This is a genomic window from Erwinia sp. MYb375, assembly GCF_037479175.1.
Lineage (GTDB): Bacteria > Pseudomonadota > Gammaproteobacteria > Enterobacterales > Enterobacteriaceae > Erwinia > Erwinia rhapontici.
Genome location: NZ_JBBGZS010000023.1, coordinates 1,029,689 through 1,049,274 on the forward strand (window position 1 = coordinate 1,029,689; position 19,586 = coordinate 1,049,274).

19 protein-coding genes and 1 pseudogene are annotated in these 19,586 nt (G+C 54.2%); 10 read left to right on the forward strand and 10 right to left on the reverse strand.

Features of this window, described 5'->3' with window-relative positions; translation table 11 throughout:
- Window positions 1–10: 10 nt before the first annotated feature.
- The gene (locus tag WH279_RS17695) at window positions 11–511 is read right to left on the reverse strand and encodes a GAF domain-containing protein (RefSeq protein WP_200642411.1); all 501 of its coding nucleotides are present in this window, start codon (window positions 509–511) and stop codon (window positions 11–13) included.
- Window positions 512–734: 223 nt separating this feature from the next.
- Between WH279_RS17695 and yebS the strand changes: the two genes are divergently transcribed.
- The 3 genes from yebS (at window position 735) to rsmF (ending at window position 6,189) form a co-directional block, all read left to right on the forward strand.
- Window positions 735–1,979 (forward strand): membrane integrity lipid transport subunit YebS, encoded by a 1,245-nt coding sequence (yebS, locus tag WH279_RS17700; RefSeq protein ID WP_339457884.1) that lies wholly within the window; start codon window positions 735–737, stop codon window positions 1,977–1,979.
- On the forward strand, window positions 1,948–4,581 hold the full coding sequence (locus WH279_RS17705; RefSeq protein ID WP_339457885.1) for a PqiB family protein: 2,634 nt from the start codon (window positions 1,948–1,950) through the stop codon (window positions 4,579–4,581). The genes yebS and WH279_RS17705 overlap by 32 nt, the downstream gene beginning before the upstream one ends.
- A gap of 171 nt (window positions 4,582–4,752) precedes the next feature.
- Complete coding sequence (gene rsmF, locus WH279_RS17710; protein ID WP_339457886.1) at window positions 4,753–6,189, forward strand: 16S rRNA (cytosine(1407)-C(5))-methyltransferase RsmF; 1,437 nt, start codon at window positions 4,753–4,755, stop codon at window positions 6,187–6,189.
- Between the two features lie 284 nt (window positions 6,190–6,473).
- Here the strand turns inward: rsmF and WH279_RS17715 are convergent, their stop codons facing one another.
- On the reverse strand, window positions 6,474–6,767 hold the full coding sequence (locus WH279_RS17715) for a hypothetical protein (protein ID WP_133841811.1): 294 nt from the start codon (window positions 6,765–6,767) through the stop codon (window positions 6,474–6,476).
- A 303-nt stretch (window positions 6,768–7,070) separates the two neighbouring features.
- Here WH279_RS17715 and WH279_RS17720 point away from each other — a divergent pair, with 303 nt between their 5' ends.
- Window positions 7,071–7,865: a spermidine synthase gene (locus WH279_RS17720; RefSeq protein ID WP_339457887.1), complete on the forward strand. Its 795-nt coding sequence runs from the start codon at window positions 7,071–7,073 to the stop codon at window positions 7,863–7,865.
- Between the two features lie 126 nt (window positions 7,866–7,991).
- Window positions 7,992–9,167, forward strand: a complete 1,176-nt coding sequence (locus WH279_RS17725) for an AI-2E family transporter (RefSeq protein ID WP_200642406.1) — start codon at window positions 7,992–7,994, stop codon at window positions 9,165–9,167.
- Window positions 9,168–9,305: 138 nt separating this feature from the next.
- On the opposite strand, the gene WH279_RS17730 is transcribed toward WH279_RS17725, so the two are convergent.
- From WH279_RS17730 to copC, 5 genes are all read right to left on the reverse strand, one after another.
- Window positions 9,306–9,665: a bleomycin resistance protein gene (locus WH279_RS17730; protein ID WP_259150473.1), complete on the reverse strand. Its 360-nt coding sequence runs from the start codon at window positions 9,663–9,665 to the stop codon at window positions 9,306–9,308.
- A gap of 69 nt (window positions 9,666–9,734) precedes the next feature.
- A complete protein-coding gene (locus WH279_RS17735; protein WP_339457888.1) occupies window positions 9,735–9,989 on the reverse strand; it encodes a hypothetical protein in 255 nt (84 codons plus the stop codon).
- Between the two features lie 462 nt (window positions 9,990–10,451).
- Complete coding sequence (locus WH279_RS17740) at window positions 10,452–10,790, reverse strand: YebY family protein (RefSeq protein ID WP_133841807.1); 339 nt, start codon at window positions 10,788–10,790, stop codon at window positions 10,452–10,454.
- Between the two features lie 62 nt (window positions 10,791–10,852).
- Window positions 10,853–11,743, reverse strand: a complete 891-nt coding sequence (gene copD / locus WH279_RS17745; protein WP_200642404.1) for a copper homeostasis membrane protein CopD — start codon at window positions 11,741–11,743, stop codon at window positions 10,853–10,855.
- A 1-nt stretch (window position 11,744) separates the two neighbouring features.
- Window positions 11,745–12,107 (reverse strand): copper homeostasis periplasmic binding protein CopC, encoded by a 363-nt coding sequence (copC, locus tag WH279_RS17750; RefSeq protein ID WP_339457889.1) that lies wholly within the window; start codon window positions 12,105–12,107, stop codon window positions 11,745–11,747.
- 167 nt (window positions 12,108–12,274) lie between these two features.
- Here copC and WH279_RS17755 point away from each other — a divergent pair, with 167 nt between their 5' ends.
- The 3 genes and pseudogenes from WH279_RS17755 (at window position 12,275) to exoX (ending at window position 14,010) form a co-directional block, all read left to right on the forward strand.
- Window positions 12,275–12,505: a DNA polymerase III subunit theta gene (locus tag WH279_RS17755; protein ID WP_133841804.1), complete on the forward strand. Its 231-nt coding sequence runs from the start codon at window positions 12,275–12,277 to the stop codon at window positions 12,503–12,505.
- Between the two features lie 68 nt (window positions 12,506–12,573).
- Window positions 12,574–13,332 (forward strand): annotated as a pseudogene (locus WH279_RS17760) (carbon-nitrogen hydrolase family protein).
- Window positions 13,333–13,344: 12 nt separating this feature from the next.
- Complete coding sequence (gene exoX / locus WH279_RS17765) at window positions 13,345–14,010, forward strand: exodeoxyribonuclease X (protein WP_133841802.1); 666 nt, start codon at window positions 13,345–13,347, stop codon at window positions 14,008–14,010.
- Here the strand turns inward: exoX and WH279_RS17770 are convergent.
- Both WH279_RS17770 and WH279_RS17775 read right to left on the reverse strand, forming a co-directional pair.
- Entirely contained in the window at window positions 14,007–16,067 is a 2,061-nt protein-coding gene (locus tag WH279_RS17770; RefSeq protein ID WP_339457890.1) for a S9 family peptidase, read from the reverse strand. The genes exoX and WH279_RS17770 overlap by 4 nt on opposite strands.
- A 145-nt stretch (window positions 16,068–16,212) precedes the next feature.
- Window positions 16,213–16,866, reverse strand: coding sequence for a tellurite resistance TerB family protein (locus WH279_RS17775; RefSeq protein WP_159336498.1), 654 nt, complete (start codon window positions 16,864–16,866; stop codon window positions 16,213–16,215).
- A gap of 200 nt (window positions 16,867–17,066) precedes the next feature.
- On the opposite strand from WH279_RS17775, the gene WH279_RS17780 reads away from it, so the two are divergent.
- The gene (locus WH279_RS17780) at window positions 17,067–17,885 is read left to right on the forward strand and encodes a sugar phosphate isomerase/epimerase family protein (RefSeq protein WP_339457891.1); all 819 of its coding nucleotides are present in this window, start codon (window positions 17,067–17,069) and stop codon (window positions 17,883–17,885) included.
- A 48-nt stretch (window positions 17,886–17,933) separates the two neighbouring features.
- On the opposite strand, the gene WH279_RS17785 is transcribed toward WH279_RS17780, so the two are convergent.
- Window positions 17,934–18,230: a YebG family protein gene (locus WH279_RS17785; protein ID WP_200642399.1), complete on the reverse strand. Its 297-nt coding sequence runs from the start codon at window positions 18,228–18,230 to the stop codon at window positions 17,934–17,936.
- Between the two features lie 138 nt (window positions 18,231–18,368).
- On the opposite strand from WH279_RS17785, the gene purT reads away from it, so the two are divergent.
- Entirely contained in the window at window positions 18,369–19,547 is a 1,179-nt protein-coding gene (gene purT / locus WH279_RS17790) for a formate-dependent phosphoribosylglycinamide formyltransferase (protein WP_200642398.1), read from the forward strand.
- Window positions 19,548–19,586: the final 39 nt, after the last annotated feature.

The window sequence follows — 19,586 nt, forward strand, 5'->3', positions numbered from 1 at the left end:
ATCCAGCGCTTTAGGTGCGTTTCATGTGAATAAATTTTTCCACATCCGATCCGGCAAGCACCTCACAAAGCCCGTCCGTCAACGCTTTAAGCCCCGCTTCATCCTCACTGTCAAAGCGGTTATATTCCACACTATCAATGTCCAAAACACCAATGACACTGCCATTAACCACCAGCGGCAACACAATTTCTGCATTACTGGCGGCATCACAAGCGATATGTCCGGGGAATGCGTGCACATCATCAACGCGCTGAACGGCATTCTCTGCCACAGCCGTACCACAGACACCACGCCCCACAGGAATACGCACACAGGCGATTTTTCCCTGGAATGGACCCAGAACCAGCGTTTTTTCTTCCGTTAACAAATAAAAACCTGCCCAGTTAACCCCATCAAGACGTTCGTATAAAAGCGCGCTACAATTGCCCATCACTGCCAGAAAACTGGTTTCGCCACTGAGTAATGCACGCATATCACGATTGAGGTCGGTATAAAATTCTGCTTTTGTCATTGTTTAACAATTGTAGAAACGAACACGACACAGCCGGGCTGCATCGTCCAAAAAATTAAGCATTAAAAAACCAGCGGATTAGATGAATCATTCTGTTAGTTACTATAACCTTAGAATTATCCGAATACTGAAGCATGGCTATACTGAGTCTTGCTCTCATGGCGTTAATCAGCCTAACCCTGCCCTGCACCTGCGCTGTTTGGGCTAAAGCACGATCGGGAATATGAAAATACACGCCATCAGTCATGCTCTGCCACAGGCACGTTATCAGCGATGTCCCCAATGTGATACCCTTTTTTCCTTACCAGATGTGAAATCGCGTCAGTCAGCACACTGCCCACGTTGCAATGCGCTTATCCTTAATGGACGTGACTGGTCAATGACGCGTCTGACGGCCATGGCCGTCACCATGATATTGCTGATGCCTTTCGCATTTAATGAATCGTTGATGTCGGTGCGTCTGCTGGGAACCAACATTTATGCCAGCCTGCTGGGCGGCATCATGCAGATGGCGCAACAGGGCGATGTGATCACCGCTGCGATGGTAGCGTTCTGTACCATTGGTGCACCGGTGACGCTGGTCGCTTCCATTGCTTATCTCTATTTTGGTGAAAAGCTGGGCATGAACCTGCGCCCGGTACTCCTGATGCTCGATCGCCTGAAGGAGTGGGTGATGCTGGATATTTATCTGGTGGGTGTTGCCATCGCCTCCATCAAGGTTCAGGACTATGCGGCGATCACACCAGGCATCGGGTTGATTGCCTTCATTATATTGACACTACTGAGCCTGCTGACGTTAATTCACCTGAATGTTGAACAGCTTTGGCACCGTTTCTATCCGCAGCCAAACCCCAATGTGCCCATCGCGCAATTGCAGGTTTGTCTGAGCTGCCACCATACCGGCGTGGCTGACGATCGGGGGCGTTGCACTCGGTGCCATACTCCACTACGTTTTCGCCGCCACTTCAGTCTGCAAAAGTCCTGGGCATCGCTGATTGCCTCCATCGTGTTGCTGATCCCGGCAAACCTGCTGCCAATCTCAATCATTTATCTGAATGGCGCACGCCAGGAAGACACGATTCTTTCCGGGATACTTTCGCTGGCCTCCGGTAATATTCCGGTGGCCGCCGTGGTGTTTATTGCCAGTATCCTGGTGCCCTTCACTAAGGTCATCGTGTTACTGACATTGTTAATCAGTATTCACTTTAATTGCGAACAAGGGCTGAAAACCCGCATACGCCTGTTGCGCGTCGTGAAATGGGTTGGCCGCTGGTCAATGCTCGACCTCTTTGTTATTTCGTTAACCATGTCGCTGGTCAATCGCGACCAGCTTCTGGCTTTTACAATGGGACCCGCTGCGTTCTACTTCGGATCGGCGGTCATACTTACTATCCTTGCCGTTGAGTGGCTGGATAGCCGTTTACTTTGGGATGCTCATGCAACAGGAAACGCCGACTACACCGACTAGCGCACGCATCAAAAATCGGCGCAAAATATCGCCGTTCTGGTTGCTGCCGTTTATTGCGCTGCTGATTGCCGGCTGGCTGATCTGGACCAATTACCAGGAGCGCGGCACCACGGTCACCATCGATTTCGCTACCGCCGACGGTATTGTGCCCGGCCGCACGCCAGTGCGTTACCAGGGGGTGGAAGTCGGTCTGGTGCAGGGCATCAGCATGACTGACGATCTGCGCACCATTAAGATCAAGGCCAGTATTAAAAGCGATATGAAGGATGCGCTGCGTGAAGATACGCAGTTCTGGCTGGTCACGCCCAAAGCCTCACTGGCGGGTGTTTCCGGCCTGGATGCGCTGGTTGGCGGGAACTACATCGGGATGATGCCCGGCAAAGGCGAACCGCGCGAGAACTTTGTAGCGCTGGATACTCAGCCGAAGTATCGCGTCAATACGGGTGAAATGATGATCCACCTGCATGCCCCGGATCTCGGGGCATTGAACAGCGGATCGCTGGTCTATTTCCGCAAAATCCCGGTCGGACGCGTCTACGACTACAGCCTGAATTCGGGCAACAAGGGCGTGAGCATCGACGTGCTGATTGAACGGCGTTTTACCAATCTGGTGAAAAAAGAAAGCCGCTTCTGGAATGTTTCTGGCGTGAAAGCTGATGTCGGCCTCAGCGGCGCAAAAGTGCAGCTGGAAAGCCTGGCCGCGCTGGTCAATGGTGCCATTGCTTTCGATTCACCAGAAACATCGGAGACCGCGAAATCTGACGACAGTTACGCCCTCTATCCTGACCTGGCACAAAGCCAGCGCGGCGTGATGATCTCGCTCGATCTGCCGGATGGTAAGAATCTGAAAGAAGGCAGTACCCCGCTGATTTATCAGGGGCTGGAGGTCGGCACACTGACAAAAATGACGCTGCTTGACAGCGGCAAAGTCAGCGGTGAACTGACACTCGATCCGTCCGTGACCAACCTGATGCGAACAGGAACCCGCATTGAAATGCGTAGCCCGAAAATCAGCCTGAGTGATTCCAGCCTCAGCAGCCTGCTGACAGGCAATACGCTCGAGCTGATCCCGGGTGATGGAGAGCCACAAACTCATTATACGGTCTTGCCTAGCAATGAATCGCTGTTACAGCAACCCAACGCACTTGAGCTGACGCTCAACGCCCCGGAAAGCTACGGCATTGATGCCGGGCAGCCGCTGATGCTGCACGGAATGCGCATAGGCCAGGTGATCAAGCGTACCCTGAATGAAAAAGGCGTAACTTTTAATGTTGCCGTGGCGGCCGAATACCGCCACCTGGTGCATGGTGACAGCAAATTTATCATTAACAGTCGCCTGGATGTGAAGCTCGGCATCGACGGGATGGAAGTGCTGGGCGCCAGCGCCCGCGAGTGGGTCGACGGAGGCATTCGCCTCGATCCGGGTAATAAAGGCGCGGTGAAAGCCCGTTATCCGCTGTATGCCAACAGTGAGAAAGCTGAGGAAGGCATCCTCGGTGACACTCTGCCCACCACCCTCACCCTGACCGCCAGCAGTCTGCCCGACATCCAGGCAGGTTCTGTGGTGCTCTTCCGTAAGTTCCAGGTCGGTGAGATTGTCAGCGTGAACCCGCGCTCCGATGCTTTCGACGTCAACGTACATATCAAGCCGGAATACCGACGCCTGCTGACACAAAGCAGCGTCTTCTGGGCCGAAGGCGGTGCACGCGTGCAGCTGAACGGTAGCGGCCTGACCGTGCAGGCCTCACCGCTGAATCGTGCTCTGAAAGGTGCCATCAGCTTTGATAACTTAACCGGTGCGGGCGTGGGTTTAACCCGTCAGGATAAACGCGTTCTGTATGATTCAGAAACCACAGCCCGCGCCGTGGGCAGCCAGATCACCCTGCGGACTTATGATGCCAGTAAGCTGTCAGCGGGTATGCCTATCCGCTATCTCGGTATCACCATTGGACAGTTAGAATCACTGGCACTGGGGGCCGATAATAATCAGGTGATCGCCAAAGCGGTGCTCTACCCTGAATACGTGCAGGATTTCGCCCGTCTTGGCACCCGCTTCTCCGTGGTATCGCCGCAGATTTCGGCTGCCGGCGTTAACCACCTGGAAACCCTGCTTCAGCCTTATATCAACGTTGACCCGGGCAAAGGCCGTGCTCAGCGCACCTTTGAGCTCCAGGAATCCACCATCACCGATGCGCGTTATCTTGACGGACTGAATGTGGTGATGGACGCACCGGAAGGCGGCTCACTGTCGGTCGGTACACCGGTACTGTTCCGCGGCGTGGAAGTCGGTACGGTGACAGGGACATCACTGGGAGCCATGGCCGACCGCGTACAGATTACGCTGCGCATCAGTAAAAAATATCAACACCTGGTGCGTAATAACTCGGTGTTCTGGCTGGCATCGGGCTACAACCTGAAATTTGGCCTGATCGGTGGGGTAGTGAAAACCGGAACCTTCCAGCAGTTCATTCAGGGTGGCATTGCCTTCGCCACACCACCAACCGTGCCACTGGCTCCGCAAGCCTCTTCCGGTAAACACTTCCTGCTTGAGGATGAAGAACCGAAAGAGTGGCGCAAATGGGGCACCGCCCTGCCACAGTAGTGCGGTAATACACCGGAGAAAAAATACAACGGGGCCTTATGTCGCAACATAAGGCCCCGTTCTTTATCCGCGATTTTTTATAGGAAAAAACAGGGTTTTTTGACTTCTTATTTTTTACCTCCGGCGTGACCATGCTAAACTCCCGGCACTTATTTCCCCTGGATTCAGCCTGTGTCTCACTCTTCCCGCGTCTATTTTCCGCAAGCCTTTCTCGATCAAATGCAGCAGTTACTGCCAGATAACACCGAATACCAACGTTTTCTTGCCATCAGTGAACAACCTCTTCGCCGCAGCCTTCGCGTCAATACGTTAAAAATTAGCGTGGCGGACTTCCTCGCCCTGGTGGCGCCGTATCAGTGGGCATTAACGCCGGTCCCCTGGTGTGCAGAAGGATTCTGGATCAGCCGTGACGATGCAGACACCCTGCCGCTGGGTAGCACCGCTGAACACCTCGCCGGGCTGTTCTACATCCAGGAAGCCAGTTCAATGCTGCCGGTAAGTGCACTGTTTTCCGGTGATACCTCCCCTGAGCGGATTATGGATATGGCGGCTGCGCCAGGTTCAAAAACCACGCAGATTGCTGCCCGGATGAACAATCGTGGCGCCATCCTCGCCAACGAGTTCTCCGCCAGCCGTGTGAAAGTGCTGCACGCAAACCTCAGCCGCTGCGGCGTGAGTAATACCGCGATGACCCATTTCGATGGACGCGTCTTCGGCCCGGCGCTACCCGAATGCTTTGACGCTATTCTGCTGGATGCCCCGTGCTCGGGCGAAGGCGTTATCCGCAAAGATGCGGACGCGCTGCGTAACTGGTCTGAGGCCAGCAACGCAGAGATTGCCGCCACACAGCAGGATTTGATCAACAGTGCGTTTCATGCCCTGCGCCCGGGCGGCACACTGATTTATTCCACCTGCACCCTGAACCGCAGTGAAAATCAGCAGGTCATTACCTGGTTGCAGGAACAGTACCCGGATGCCGTAGAGATTGAGCCCCTGAACTCGCTGTTCGAGGGTGCGGAAAAGGCGACCACGCCGGAGGGTTTCCTCCATGTATTCCCGCACATTTTCGACAGCGAAGGCTTCTTTGTTGCCCGTCTACGCAAAACGGCCAGCGTACCTCCTCTGCCGGTGCCCGGCTATAAAGTGGGGAAACCGCCCTTCAGCCCGCTCAATCGTAAACAGCAGGACGAGGTGATCGCTGCAGCGGCAAAATCGGGACTGCACTGGGAAGATGACATGGCGCTTTGGCAGCGTGATAAAGAGCTGTGGTTGTTCCCACGCGCGATGGAAGCACTGCTGGGCCGCGTACGTTTTTCTCGAATTGGCCTGAAGCTGGCTGAAACATTCCCGAAAGGTTATCGCTGGCAGCATGAAGCCGCTATCGCGTTGGCTGATCCGGCTGCAGCCCATGCCGTTGAATTGAGCAGCAGCGAAGCGGAAGAGTGGTATCGTGGACGGGATATTTACCCTGAGCGTGAACTGCCAGGTGATGAACTGATCATTTGTTATCAGCAGCAGCCGATTGGTATCGCTAAAAAGGTCGGAAGCCGCATTAAAAATAACTACCCTCGAGAACTGGTCCGCGATGGCAAGCTGTTCAGCATGTAACTCACTGGCGGCTTTTCGGAGCCGCCAGTGCCCTCAGGGCACGGCCAATTCGCACGATATTGAGGCATGGTTTAGCGCAATTGCTTTAAAATGACGTCTTTCTGACCTTCACGGATTTGACAGAGATGAGCAAACGCAAGCAGTTTTATCTGACGCTGGCCCTGATTACCACAGGCAGTTTATTAATTATTGAGGTGCTGGCGCGACTGGTACATCTGATTATCGTGGGATAGGCGAGATAAGTAGGCAGGAATACAAGGGCCATCACAGCCCCGATAACAGCATTATTTCAGTGCGCGCGGATTTTTACGCAGTGAACCACTCCAGCTAAAATCTTTCACTTCGCTCTCTTTTGCCGCTGACGGTTTACGCGGTTTCTTAGCCAGTACCACTTTGCTGCTTTCGCGCACAACGCGCTCTTTCATCACTAACCGCTTGGCCTCTTTGAGGATCTCTTTCTCTTCTTTCTTACTGGCGACGTGACTGAGTTTATCGGTCAACGTTTTAACCCGCTGCTCCACCAATACTTTTTCATCATCCGTAAACTGGTCGATGGAAATTTCTTTCTCGCTTTTCATGCAACAGGCTCCTGGCCAGTCATCAGTGTTGCGGTTATCCGCAGCACCGGGCCACGTGACATCGTAGAGTGCCGGACGATGATGTACAAGTCACGATGGCAGAAAGTGGGGTCGAATTGTCCCTATTTCATCATGAAACCCTTATGCTACGATATTCTGAATGATTTCTTGCGGGTAAAAAGCCTCAGGGTCTCCCCCTTATAGGATCAGCACACATTGCTCTGCCCTGCGGTAAAATGTAAACATAGTAAAAAAATGATCATCAAGGACTCGGCTGCGGCTGAGAGTCACGGAATCACCATCATGTCTGACAACGATGTTTATACTTCTTCCATGCTGTTTCGCATTCGGGGCGACATTGTGGCCACCGCAGAAGATGCATACGGTGAAGTTACCGTGATCGATAATAAGGTCTACCGCCTTCTTAGCTTTGACCGGGTTTTCGAACAAAGCAAAATGCAGAAAAGCAACCCGGCGATCCCCGTGCATAAATACATTTGTGCGATGTTGATGGCCACGGCGCTGACTCCCGCGACCAACGTACTGATGCTTGGGCTGGGAGGGGGATGCCTGGTACGTCCGCTGTTTGCAAATAACCCACAGATCGCGATGGACGTCGTGGAACTGCGCCAGGCAGTGCTGGATGTTGCCCTGGCGCATTTTCACCTGCCGGTGACCCCAGATATTCATTATCGGGTGGATGATGCCGCCCACTTCATGGCGCAGGTAGACCCTGCCCGCTACTCACTGATTTTTTCTGACCTGTATTCCGCCAGTGCCATTGTGCCCTTGCAGTCTTCACGTGAGTTTTTGCGTCAGTGTGCGCAAACGCTGAAGCCTGACGGTTGGCTGGTATTGAACCATCCGCAGGCCCCGGATGAAGACTCCGCGTTTTCCGATGCACTCACAACCCTGTTTCGCACCGTACTCTATTGCACCACACCCAGTGGCAATGTGGTGATCTATGCCAGCGTCGGGCATTGCCGCACACCGCTGACGCAACTGCGCGCCATGATGAAAGCCAGCGGTGAAGGGTATCAGTCTGATTTCTCTCTGCTGGCGCATAAGATCTATCGCTGGCCTGGTCAACCGGCCTGAGACCGTTGTTCAGACTTCATTTCCTTTAAATTTTCCGGCGAACATTGCTGGTAACCGGAGCGTGGTCTATTTTTAGCGATCAAAGGGAATACGTTCATTACCGAGACCATAAACAGAGACAATAAAATGATCATTCAGGGCATTAGTAAGGGATTCTTTATCTTTATACTGGCGGCAACCACGCTGGCTTTTTTTCACATACTGGGGCCTTATTTTTCGGCGATACTCTGGGCCGCCATTCTGGCGATTATTTTCCATCCGCTCAAAACCAAAATCAGAAAACACCTTGGTGATAAAAACGGCCTTGCATCGCTGCTGACACTGGTGGTGATCTGCCTGATTGTATTTATCCCCCTGGCGGTAGTCGCCTCCTCACTGGCGGTGGAGTTCAACGCCCTCTACAACCGTTTGCAGGGCAACCAGACTGAACTCACCACGGTAGCCGCAAGCGTTATCAATCATTTGCCTGACTGGCTGCGTCACTTCCTGCAAGAAAACAACATGAACGATGCCAGCGCCATTCAGGAAAAGCTGTCTGGTGTGGCGATGAAAGGCGGCCAGTTCTTTGCGGGTAGCCTGATGATGATTGGTAAAAGCACCTTCAGCTTTGCCATCGGCTTTGGTGTGATGCTGTATCTGCTGTTCTTCCTTCTGAAAGATGGAGCCTATCTTGTCGGCCTGGCGCTGGATGCCATTCCGCTGTCGCAGTTTGTTAAACAACATCTGTTTGTGAAGTTTGCGGCGGTATCGCGCGCAACGGTTAAAGGCACCATCGTCGTAGCTGCAGTACAGGGTGCGCTGGGTGGTATTGCATTCTGGTTTGCGGATATTCAGGGCAGTATTTTATGGGGGTCGCTGATGGCCTTCCTGTCACTGATCCCGGCGGTGGGTTCAGCGATTATCTGGCTGCCTGTGGTGCTGTATTTCTTCTTCACCGGTGCGATGGTGAAAGGTCTGGCACTGACGTTCTTCTTTGTGGTGGTCATCGGTCTTATCGATAACATCCTGCGCCCACTGCTGGTGGGGAAAGACACCAAGATGCCGGACTACCTGATTCTCATTTCGACCCTCGGTGGCATGGAAATCTATGGTCTCAATGGCTTCGTGATTGGTCCCTTGATTGCCGCGCTGTTTATCTCCTGCTGGAACCTGTTGTCCGGTAAGGACCATAAAGGCAATACCGATGGGATTGATCCTGACTTTATTGAAGAAGGTCAGACACATCAGGAAAATCAGGAGAGAGAGGGTCAGGAAAGAGAACAGCTGGAAAAAGAGAAGCTCGAGCACAAGAGCAAGCCATAAACAACAACGGGGCTGAATCAGCCCCACTTTTTTCTATCGTGTTCACAAGAACGCTGACCGTTAGCACAACGATGACGGCTGACGTATTTGGGCACCGTGTGCTTGTTGTCGGCGGCAACTCTCAGGTATCCGACTGGCTCAATTGCTGATTAAGCGAATCAACGTTCCATCATGATCCACCAGCGCCGCCATTTTCAGCCCCGAGGGTTGTTCCACGGGCGGATGAATACGCGGGAAATCCTCGCACTTCTCCTCAATGCCGGCCGCCTGCAACACCGCATAAAACCCATCGAGATCATCCAGCCGCAGACAGCAGCTAAACCAGCTACTGTAAGGGTCAAGATCCCTGTGCGGGAAGAACTCCAGCGTCAGGTCCCCACGCAGCATAATCAACCAGTGCTCATCTTTATATTGCGTGGTAAAACCCATCTGACGATAAAAATGTTCTGTCTCAGTGAAATTCCGCGAGGGCAGATTAGGCGTGGCGCGATCGGTCATACGAGGTTCCTTGAGAGGCAGTGAGCAGCATTCCGCTGCAACGTCATTGCAGGGGCCAAAATGTTGGCTTTACTCTTCGTTGGCGGCATCTTCTTTATAGACACGATTTCCGTACCACACCACCGCCGCCCCAATCAGCATCGCAGCGATAACGTACGGGATCTTGTCCTCTTCCGTGCCCCCTATCCCGCCTGCTGAGAGAAAATACAGCCCGGCAATCAGTGCAAGGATCACCTTCTTCACATTGTTTATGGGTTTCATACAGATACTGCGTACCGCCCATGCACCCAACATCAATCCCAGCAGCCCCAACATGGTTCCCATCGCAATACCCTTTTGTACATGTGATTTATTGATATCGGGCATCGGAACCCGTGGCAGCGTAATGCCGCAGTGCAAGTTGCCCATGTAGCGGCAAGCCGTTGAAGATACTGCGTTATGTTAGGGGGAAAAGCAAACGGAGGTGGAGATGTTGGGATTGGGGGCACGGTACGGCGTCAGTACAAAATACTATCCAAAAAAAGACCAAAGACGATTCCTGTCTTTGGTCCAGGGAAATGGCTCTTTTCAGAGCCGTGCGCTAAAAGTTGGCATTATTGCAGGCGATTCGCCTTGCACTTTAAAAGATAGACCAGTTGTGGGGGTTTACCAGCCAGTTGTAAACAACGTAATAACTGATTGTTAGCATTGTGATCACGGCGGCAGAAACGGGCGGGCTGCGCTTTTCAGCGAGAGTGGAATGGGAAATAACTGGCGCACCGAAAGGTATGCGCCAGCGTCGTGCAATCAGTTACAGAGCTTTTCGGCGCGCGCGATAATCGGGGCCAGGCTCTTCTTCTGGCCCGGGTTGGCCGGGTCGTCAGCCAGAATCTTACTGATTGGGAATCCGGCCTTTATCTGGCCCGCTTTGACTTTGGCTTCCGCCGCATCGTTCAGCGGATATTGCACCAGCGTGCCATCGTTAATGGCGAGCAGCACATTGCCTTTTTCACAGCTTAACATCATCTCTTCACGCACAAACGGCCAGTTCTCTTTGCCCATATCGAAACGGCTCACGGTTTCGATGCCAGCCATTGCACTGCTGCTGATGCCGAGTGCGACGCAAAATAATGCCAACTTTTTCATCTTGTTAGTACCTCAAACGATAAAACATAAACTGAATCGGGATAAGCGAAAACAGGTGTCGATCAGGCGGGTTCGAGTGTGGCAAAAATGCCCACCACCAGCAGTACCACCGCCGCCAGAGCGATCTCCACCAGCGTACTGGTGATAAATGACTGCTGCGCCCCTGCCCCGCAATGCTGAAAACGCGGTACCAGCCAGTAGCGGTTAAACAGAGCAATGCCCATCATCACGCCAACCAGCAGGGATTTCAGCACCAGCAGCTGGCTGTACAGGCGGAAACTGGCAGGCGGCCAGCCGAGCAGCAGCAACGCATTGATCACTCCGCTGATGACCACCAGCATGACGGCCAGATGACCGTAGCGTGAAAAACGCATCATGGTGCCAATGGCATCGTAACGATGCTCGGGGCTGCGCGCTGCGCGCATCAGGTAAACGACCGGAAGCAGGCCACCCGCCCAGAATGCCGCGCTCAGCAGATGCACTATCTGATTGGCGCGCTGGAATACACCGCTCCAGCCATCCAGCATCGCAGCATGTCCGGTAAAGGCCAGCCCGCTGAGCTGCAATATGGCTAACAGCAGCACCGTCTGCTGGCACCCTTGCCCACTCAGTCGTCTGCGAAAGCACAGCACCAGACAACACAATACGGCCAGCGCCAGTTGCCACTGCCATGCGCGGCCAAACTGCGTCTGTAACACCGCCAGCCAGATATCACCTTCAAGCGTATCCTGCCAGCCGTCCCCCATCTGTCCTGTCTGGGCCGCCAGCAACAGTACCGCACTCAGCAACGTCAGCCAGGTACTCACCCGGATTAACGGCATCAGCCGCCGGATAAGATCGGTACGATAACGTGCCGGAGCCAGCAACGTCGTGGTGACTCCGGCCCCGACCAGCGACATCAGTGCGCAAAAATGCAGCCAGCGGCACAGAATATAGAAGCCGGTGAGTGACATATCACTTCACGCTGAAGGTGTAGTTCCCTTTGGTCTTATGCCCGTCAACTGACAGCACATGCCATTTCACCTTGTACTCACCACTGCTCAGCGGCTGTTTAAACTGTACCCGCAGGGTATTGTGCTGTTTCGGGTCAAGGGCGGCTTTGATCTGATCGACCGGCTTGTTGTCGGTACGGCTGACGACCACGCCGCTAAACGCTGGCTCGATATCCTCGCTGAAGGAGATGGTCAGTGACTCAGGCCATTCGCTACCGGCGGGATTAACCGCGGTATACTGGCTTTTAAGGTGGGCATGAGCGGAAACCTGTTGGGTAAACAGTGCGGCGAGTAAGAAGCCGGAAACCCTGAAGAAATGTCGCATATGTCGCAATGATCCTTAGCAAATCGCAGCGCCTTGCTGCCTGAGGGCGAAAGAATACTCCGCTTAAAAACGGGTGTCGAGGTGATAGCGACTATCAATTGGCCGTCAGACTTGCTAATCCGTGCCTTCTGCATTATTTTCTGCCACACACTAAGGGGGGGAATACCATGAGCTACAATCTGGCCACATTGCCGCAGACAGATAAAGACAAAATCAACGTTGATCTGGCCGCTGCCGGGGTGGCGTTTAAAGAACGCTATAACATGCCGGTTATTGCCGAAATGGTGCTGCGTGAGCAACCGCCAGCGCTGCAGGAGTGGTTCCGTGAGCGTCTGACTCACTACCGCCAGGCCTCCCTGTCACTCTCGCGTCTGCCGTACGAACCTAAACAAAAATAGTGGCTTGTTTTTTGCTCCCGCTTCGGTTGAGATGAAGGCCTTACTTTACTCTTCAGGGTGGTTTTTTTATGTCCAGCTGGACTATCGCGGCAGCACAGTCAGGTTCCCGTCCGGGCGATATCGCCTGGAATATTCAACACCACCTCGAATTTATCCAGCAGGCCGCGTCGCTGCGCGTTGAGCTGCTGATGTTCCCTGAACTTTCGCTGACTGGCTATGAGCTGCCGCTGATGGCTGAACTGGCGCTCTCGCTGGACGACGAGCGACTGCAACCCTTTGCCCACGCGGCACAGCAGCATCAGATGGGCATCAGCATCGGTCTGCCGTTACAGGACGACGATGATGTTCGCCTCTCCGCACTGACATTCCTGCCGGACGGTACGCGCATCGCCTACAGTAAGCGCAATTTGTACGGTCAGTAAAAAGAGATTTTCGCGGCAGGTAATACGGTGCCGTTATTTGGCTATCAGCGTCATCAGGTGGCGCTGGCCATTTGTGCCGATATCAGCGTGGAAGCCTTTGCCCGTGATGCCTCCGTTCGCGGGGCCGACCTCTATGCCACCAGCGTGCTGGTTTCCGAACAGGGATATGAAGCCGACTGCAACTACCTCGCCCGCTGGTCGCGTGATTATCAAATGGCAGTGGTGATGGCAAATCACGCCTGGCCCACGGGCGGCTACCAGTGTGCGGGTAAAAGTGCCTTCTGGGACCCGACCGGACGCCAGGTCATACGCGGGGGCGAAGGCGAGCAACTGATTATTGCCCGTCGCAACGGTAATCATTGGCAAGGAGAGGCGCATTCGTTACCCTGCCCGTCAGTTCTGTAAACGGGAGAAGCTATGTTACGCGTGATAGACACGGAAACCTGCGGCCTGCAGGGTGGTATTGTCGAAGTGGCATCGGTGGATGTGATTGACGGACAGATCGTCAATCCAATGAGCGACCTGATCTCACCCGACCGCCCTATCAGCCATCAAGCCATGGCCATCCATAAAATTACCGAGGCCATGGTGCGGGGGAAACCCACCATTGAGCAGGCGATCGGCCGCTATCACGGCAGCCCTTATTATGTGGCACACAATGCCAGCTTTGACCGCCGTATGCTGCCAGAGATGCCCGGTGAATGGATCTGCACAATGGCGCTTTCGCGCCGCCTGTGGCCGGGCCTGAAATACAGTAATCTGGCGCTGCGCGAATCCTTACAGCTGGAGGTGACGCCGCCGGAAAATTTACATGCCCACCGTGCGCTATATGACTGCTACATCACTGCGGCGCTGCTGATCCGTATTATGTCGTTCAGCGGCTGGGATGCGCCAGAGATGATCCGTCGGATGCAGGTGCAGGGATCGTTTAATACCTTCCCGTTCGGTAAGTATCGCGGGCAGAAAGTGGATGATGTGGCGAAGAAAGATCCGGGATATTTAAAGTGGATGCTAAAAAATATCACGGATCTGAAGCCCGACTTACGCAGTGCCATGCAGCGGGCGTTGAGTGCGACGGATTAAGCCGCGGGTGTGGTCAGCAGGCCGCTGGCCAGCCCGATAAGAAATGCATACTCCAGCGCCACCCCTTCATAGGCTTTAAAACGGCCTGACTTTCCGCCATGACCGGAGTCCATATCCGTTTGCAGCAGCAGCAGATGATTATCGGTTTTCAGCTCACGTAGCTTAGCCACCCATTTTGCCGGCTCCCAGTACTGAACCTGGGAGTCATGCAGACCGGTGGTGATCAACAGATGCGGATAATCCTGCGCCTTAATGTTGTCATACGGGCTGTACTGTTTGATGTAGTGATAATACTGCTCCTCAGCCGGATTGCCCCACTCGTCATATTCGCCAGTGGTAAGCGGAATGGTTTCATCCAGCATCGTCGTCACCACATCAACGAACGGCACCTGCGCGACGACACCCTTGAAACGCTCCGGGGCCATATTAATGACGGTGCCCATCAGCAACCCACCGGCACTCCCGCCCATCGCATAGAGTTTTTCCGGATCGCCGTACTTTTTCTCCACCAGCGCATCGGTGATATCGATAAAGTCATGGAAAGTGTTCATTTTATTCAGCAGACGTCCATCGTCGTACCACTGCTGACCCATCTCTCCGCCACCACGAATATGCGTCAGGGCAAAGACAAACCCGCGATCCAACAGGCTGAGACGACTGGCACTGAAATCAGCATCCATGCTGCTGCCGTAAGAACCATAACCGTAAACCAGTAACGGGTTGCTTCCCGGCTGGTAGCTGTCTTTACGGTATACCAGTGAGACGGGAACCTCGACGCCATCACGCATGGTGATCCAGTGGCGTTCGCTACGATAGCGCGCCGCATCAAACCCTTTCACCTCAGTCTGCTTAAGGACTTCACGCTCACCTGTATCCAGGTCCAGTTCAAACAGCGTATCCGGCGTGGTCATGGATGAGTAGCCGTAGCGGACTTTGCTGCTGTCCGGCGTCGGGTTATGGCCAATCCAGGTCACATAGGCCGGATCGTCGAAGGCAATGCTGGTGCTCTCCCCGCTTTTCCAGTTTATCTGACGCAGGCTGGTCAGCCCCTGCTGACGCTCTTCCACCACCAGCCAGTCGCGGAACAGCGTATAGCCTTCCAGTACAATCGTATCCCGTGGCGCAATCAGCGGTTGCCACTGCTGCTCGTCCGCACTGTCAGTGCGGTACAGCCCGAAGTTCTTGCCATCCCGGTTGGACCGCACATAGAACTGCCCCTGATAATGATCCACACTGTACTCATGATCTTTACGGCGTGCAGAGAACAGCTGGGGCTGAGCATCGGATTTAGCGGCATCCAGCAACAGGATCTCACTGGTGGTACTGCTGCCGAGAGCAATCGCCACAAACTCTTCGGATGTGGTTTTGTAAACGCTGACGTAGAAGGTGTCATCTTCCTCTTCATACACCAACTGATCCTGCTGCTGCGGCGTGCCCAGCGTATGCCGCCATACCTGATACGGCAGCAGCGTCTTTTTATCTTTCAGCACATAGTAGAGGGTTCGCGAATCACTGGCCCACGTCATCGCGGAGGAGACACCTTCCAGCACTTCCGGGTACCACTCGCCGTTCTCAAGGTTACACAGACGAATGCCGTACACCCGGCGCGAGAGGACATCTTCTGCCACGGCCATTTTCTGGTTATCCGGGCTGATCGCCACGCCGCCGAGGGTATAAAACTCATGGTCAGCAGCACGCTGATTGCCATCCAGCAGCGTATCCCAGTGCTCCAGCGTCTTCGTGTCGGCGGGCTGACGGGCATAAATCGTGTATTCATTGCCCTCTTCATAGCGGCTCTGATAGCGATATCCCCGCTTCACATAAGGCACCGAATGGTCACGGGCAGGGATGCGGTCGATGATCTCCTGCAACAGCTCCGCCTGTAAGGCCTGCTGCGGCAGCAACTGTTGCTGACAGTAGTCGTTCTCAGCCCGCAGATACGCAAGCACCTCTGGCGCTTCGCGCTCGTCGTCGCGCAGCCAGTAATAGTTATCGATACGGGTATCACCGTGCAGGGTCATCTGATGGGGAATTTTATTCGCTTTAGGAGGTGTCATAGTCTCTTCGCAGTTGCTGTGCCTGTGTGTAAGGTTGGCAGCAACCAGACTGATTAACAAGCCGTTATCAGTGCAACAACGTGCTTTTCAGGGGATATTTTTTGCGCGGGTGACAGTGTACACCCGCGAAGGATTAACTGATCTATCAGGCAGGGAGCTTCTGCTTCTCGGCGCGAATGTCGGTTTCAATCGACTGACGCACGTCCTGTGGGATTTTCAAGGCATCTCCCAGCGCCTGCAAATAGCTGCGCTCCATAAAGTGGTCAACATCAATGACGAGGTTGCTGAGGAAATAGACCTCCAGCGCTTCTTCTTCGTTTTTCACATCGGCCGCCAGCTTCTGCGGATCAAGCGGAGAGTCAATAGCACGCTGCACCAACTGCTCGCCCTGCGCACCTAAACCAGACTGGCGAATATGTTCATCAATGGCTTTACGCTCATCGTTGTCGATATGGCCGTCACTTTTGGCCGCAAAGACCAGCGCTTCAATCAGACGCTCGGCACGACGGTCAACCGGGGAACTCTGCTGCCCAAACTCAGGCTGATCCTGATGGGTTTCACTGACACGCTGTTTGTACTTATTCCACAACAGGGCACCCGCAGCAGCCCCGCCGCCGATGATCACGGCGTTCTTCCCGTATTTCATCAACAGGTTGCGGGAAGATTTACTGGCAATCAGCAATCCCGCCAGGCCACCGAGTGCACCGGGGGCCAGCATTTTGCTCAGCCCTTCTCCGCCGGAGGAGGATTTGCCTGCCTTGCCTAATACCGTCTGAATCTGTTGCAGCCAGTTGCTCATAGTCAGTCCTTCATTACCCTAAAACATCACAATAAAGCAGCCCACGTCAGGAAACGTCAAACGATGAAAAGGCTGTAAAATTTCCTGTTCTTTCCAACGCCAGATGGACAGATATTCTGCAGTCAGTCATGGATAAGTTGTTGGATGGTTGCATTACCTCTACCCTGAAAAGGCAATCACGCAGAGGAGAATCGGTGCGAATGGCATTTTCAGCGAACCCATTGTTTATCAATACCATCCTGCTCGGTGGCAGCAGTGAAGAGAAACTGCGCGCAGCGGCGGCAGCGGGTTTCAGTCAGGTAGAATTGTGGCAGCAGGATGTGAGTGACGCCGTGGGCGATGCCGCCGCACTGGCCGATCTCTGCCAGCAGCTTTCCCTCGGGCTGACGGATTACCAGGTGCTGCTGGATTTTGATGGGGCGCCAGAGAGCCTGCGAGAAGATAAACGGCATGAAGCCTTGCAGATGATGGCAACGGCGCAACGCCTTGGCGCATCAACGCTGTTGGTGCCGGCTTCCACTCATCCACACTGTTGCACAGAACGTATCGAAGCGGATTTACGCTGGCTGGTGCAGCAGGCGGCAGATCATGGCCTGCGCGTAGCGTATGAAGCAATGGCCTGGAGCCAGCATATTAATAACACCGCCCAGGCATGGCAGCTTATCCAGCAGATTGACGCACCAAACCTTGGGCTGGTGGTGGATGCTTTTCATATTTTTGTACGCCAGAGAACGCTGGCAGACCTGGCCGGGATCCCGGCTGAGAAGATTTTTCTGGTGCAGTTGTCCGATCTGAATGAGCAACCGGACGCAGAACATCTGGTCGATACGGCCCGGCATCACCGACTGTTACCCGGTGAAGGGCATTATCCACTGAAGGCGCTGTTAGCGCATTTGCAGCAGATCGGTTACGAGGGGCCAATAGGCCTGGAAGTGTTTAACGATCAACGCCATGCTGCTGACCCGCTGGAAACGGCACAGGCAGCGATGGCGTCATTGCGCAGTGTGCTGAGCACATAATGATCTGAAAGGCTGATCAGAAAAAAGAGCAGCCACAACAGGGGCGGGTTATACCGCGCGCAGTTTGCCTTCATCAGCTGCGTCGCTGTTATCAGCCGCACTGCTCTCTTCAGGCAGTTTACCCGTGCGGAGGATCTGTTGCAGGGCGTCTTTATTTTCCGCCATAAACAGTCCCAGCGCTTCACCCTGCTGTTCTTCCATTTCCAGCGGGCTGGCGGTCAGCCAGTCGGCAAAGACTTCCGCCAGGTCGAGCATTTTGTCGTAAGCATCGGCTTCTTTCTTGCTGGCAAATGTCATCTTTTCCTCACCTTTTCTGACGACAACGTATTTGATTTCAACAGCCATGATTTCCGTCCTGTTTAACTGTATTTTTATACAGTGTAGCAGCGTCGCTTTTTTCACTCAAGCGTAAAGTGCGGATGATTACGCAAACGTTTTCGTTTATACTTCGCGCGTTTTTTTCAATCCATTCAGGTAGAGATTATGACAACTCTTGGAACTGCGCTGCGCCCTAATGCAACCCGTGTAATGCTACTGGGATCCGGTGAACTGGGCAAAGAAGTAGCGCTGGAATGCCAGCGTCTGGGTGTGGAAGTGATCGCCGTGGATCGCTATGCCGACGCCCCTGCGATGCACGTTGCCCACCGCAGCCATGTGATCAATATGCTGGATGGCGCGGCCCTGGCCGCACTGGTCGCGCAGGAAAAGCCGGACTTCGTGGTACCGGAAATTGAAGCGATTGCCACCGATATGCTGATAGAACTGGAAAAACAGGGACAGCACGTAGTGCCGACCGCACGCGCCGCGAAACTGACCATGAACCGTGAAGGTATCCGCCGCCTTGCTGCGGAGGATCTGGCGTTGCCGACATCATCCTACCGCTTTGCCGACAGCCGCGAGGCTTTCCTGGCCGCCGCTGATGAGATCGGTTTCCCGTGCATCGTCAAACCTGTGATGAGTTCTTCCGGTAAAGGGCAGAGTTTTATCCGTGAAGCCGCACAGCTGGATGCCGCATGGGAATATGCACAACAGGGTGGCCGTGCCGGTGCCGGTCGGGTGATCGTTGAAGGCGTGGTGAAGTTTGATTTCGAAATTACCCTGCTGACCATCAATGCTGTCGATGGCATTCACTTCTGCGCGCCTATCGGACATCGTCAGGAAGATGGCGACTATCGCGAGTCCTGGCAGCCACAGCAGATGAGCGAGCTCGCACTGAAACGTGCGCAGGAGATTGCTGAAAAAGTGGTGAAGGCACTGGGTGGGCGCGGCCTGTTTGGCGTTGAGCTGTTTGTCTGCGGTGATGAGGTGGTGTTCAGTGAAGTGTCGCCACGCCCGCATGATACCGGCATGGTCACGCTGATTTCTCAGGACGTCTCAGAGTTCGCGCTGCATGTGCGCGCGTTCCTCGGTCTGCCAGTCGGCGGCATCCGCCAGTACGGCCCGGCGGCATCCGCGGTGATCCTGCCAGAGCTGGACAGCAACAATGTGCAGTTCGCCAACCTGTCTGCGGCACTGGGCGCCGGGCTGCAACTGCGCCTGTTTGGCAAGCCAGAAATTCAGGGCAAACGTCGTCTTGGAGTGGCACTGGCAACGGGCAATGACGTGGAAGATGCGGTGCAGCGTGCGATCGGTGCCGCTGCCAGCGTAAAAGTCAGCGGCTGACAGACCTGCTGATCATGCAAGGGGCGGAATTCCGCCCCT

Excerpts from the sequence above, each read along its gene's own strand:
- WH279_RS17705 (WP_339457885.1), top strand. The coding sequence starts at position 1,948 with ATGCAACAGGAAACGCCGACTACACCGACTAGCGCACGCATCAAAAAT.
- purT (WP_200642398.1), top strand. The coding sequence starts at position 18,369 with ATGACAACTCTTGGAACTGCGCTGCGCCCTAATGCAACCCGTGTAATG.
- WH279_RS17715 (WP_133841811.1), bottom strand. The coding sequence starts at position 6,767 with ATGAAAAGCGAGAAAGAAATTTCCATCGACCAGTTTACGGATGATGAA.
- WH279_RS17725 (WP_200642406.1), top strand. The coding sequence starts at position 7,992 with ATGATCATTCAGGGCATTAGTAAGGGATTCTTTATCTTTATACTGGCG.
- WH279_RS17720 (WP_339457887.1), top strand. The coding sequence starts at position 7,071 with ATGTCTGACAACGATGTTTATACTTCTTCCATGCTGTTTCGCATTCGG.
- WH279_RS17695 (WP_200642411.1), bottom strand. The coding sequence starts at position 511 with ATGACAAAAGCAGAATTTTATACCGACCTCAATCGTGATATGCGTGCA.
- WH279_RS17755 (WP_133841804.1), top strand. The coding sequence starts at position 12,275 with ATGAGCTACAATCTGGCCACATTGCCGCAGACAGATAAAGACAAAATC.
- WH279_RS17735 (WP_339457888.1), bottom strand. The coding sequence starts at position 9,989 with ATGGGAACCATGTTGGGGCTGCTGGGATTGATGTTGGGTGCATGGGCG.
- WH279_RS17780 (WP_339457891.1), top strand. The coding sequence starts at position 17,067 with ATGGCATTTTCAGCGAACCCATTGTTTATCAATACCATCCTGCTCGGT.
- WH279_RS17740 (WP_133841807.1), bottom strand. The coding sequence starts at position 10,790 with ATGAAAAAGTTGGCATTATTTTGCGTCGCACTCGGCATCAGCAGCAGT.
- yebS (WP_339457884.1), top strand. The coding sequence starts at position 735 with ATGAAAATACACGCCATCAGTCATGCTCTGCCACAGGCACGTTATCAG.
- WH279_RS17785 (WP_200642399.1), bottom strand. The coding sequence starts at position 18,230 with ATGGCTGTTGAAATCAAATACGTTGTCGTCAGAAAAGGTGAGGAAAAG.
- WH279_RS17770 (WP_339457890.1), bottom strand. The coding sequence starts at position 16,067 with ATGACACCTCCTAAAGCGAATAAAATTCCCCATCAGATGACCCTGCAC.
- copC (WP_339457889.1), bottom strand. The coding sequence starts at position 12,107 with ATGCGACATTTCTTCAGGGTTTCCGGCTTCTTACTCGCCGCACTGTTT.
- copD (WP_200642404.1), bottom strand. The coding sequence starts at position 11,743 with ATGTCACTCACCGGCTTCTATATTCTGTGCCGCTGGCTGCATTTTTGC.
- WH279_RS17775 (WP_159336498.1), bottom strand. The coding sequence starts at position 16,866 with ATGAGCAACTGGCTGCAACAGATTCAGACGGTATTAGGCAAGGCAGGC.
- WH279_RS17730 (WP_259150473.1), bottom strand. The coding sequence starts at position 9,665 with ATGACCGATCGCGCCACGCCTAATCTGCCCTCGCGGAATTTCACTGAG.
- exoX (WP_133841802.1), top strand. The coding sequence starts at position 13,345 with ATGTTACGCGTGATAGACACGGAAACCTGCGGCCTGCAGGGTGGTATT.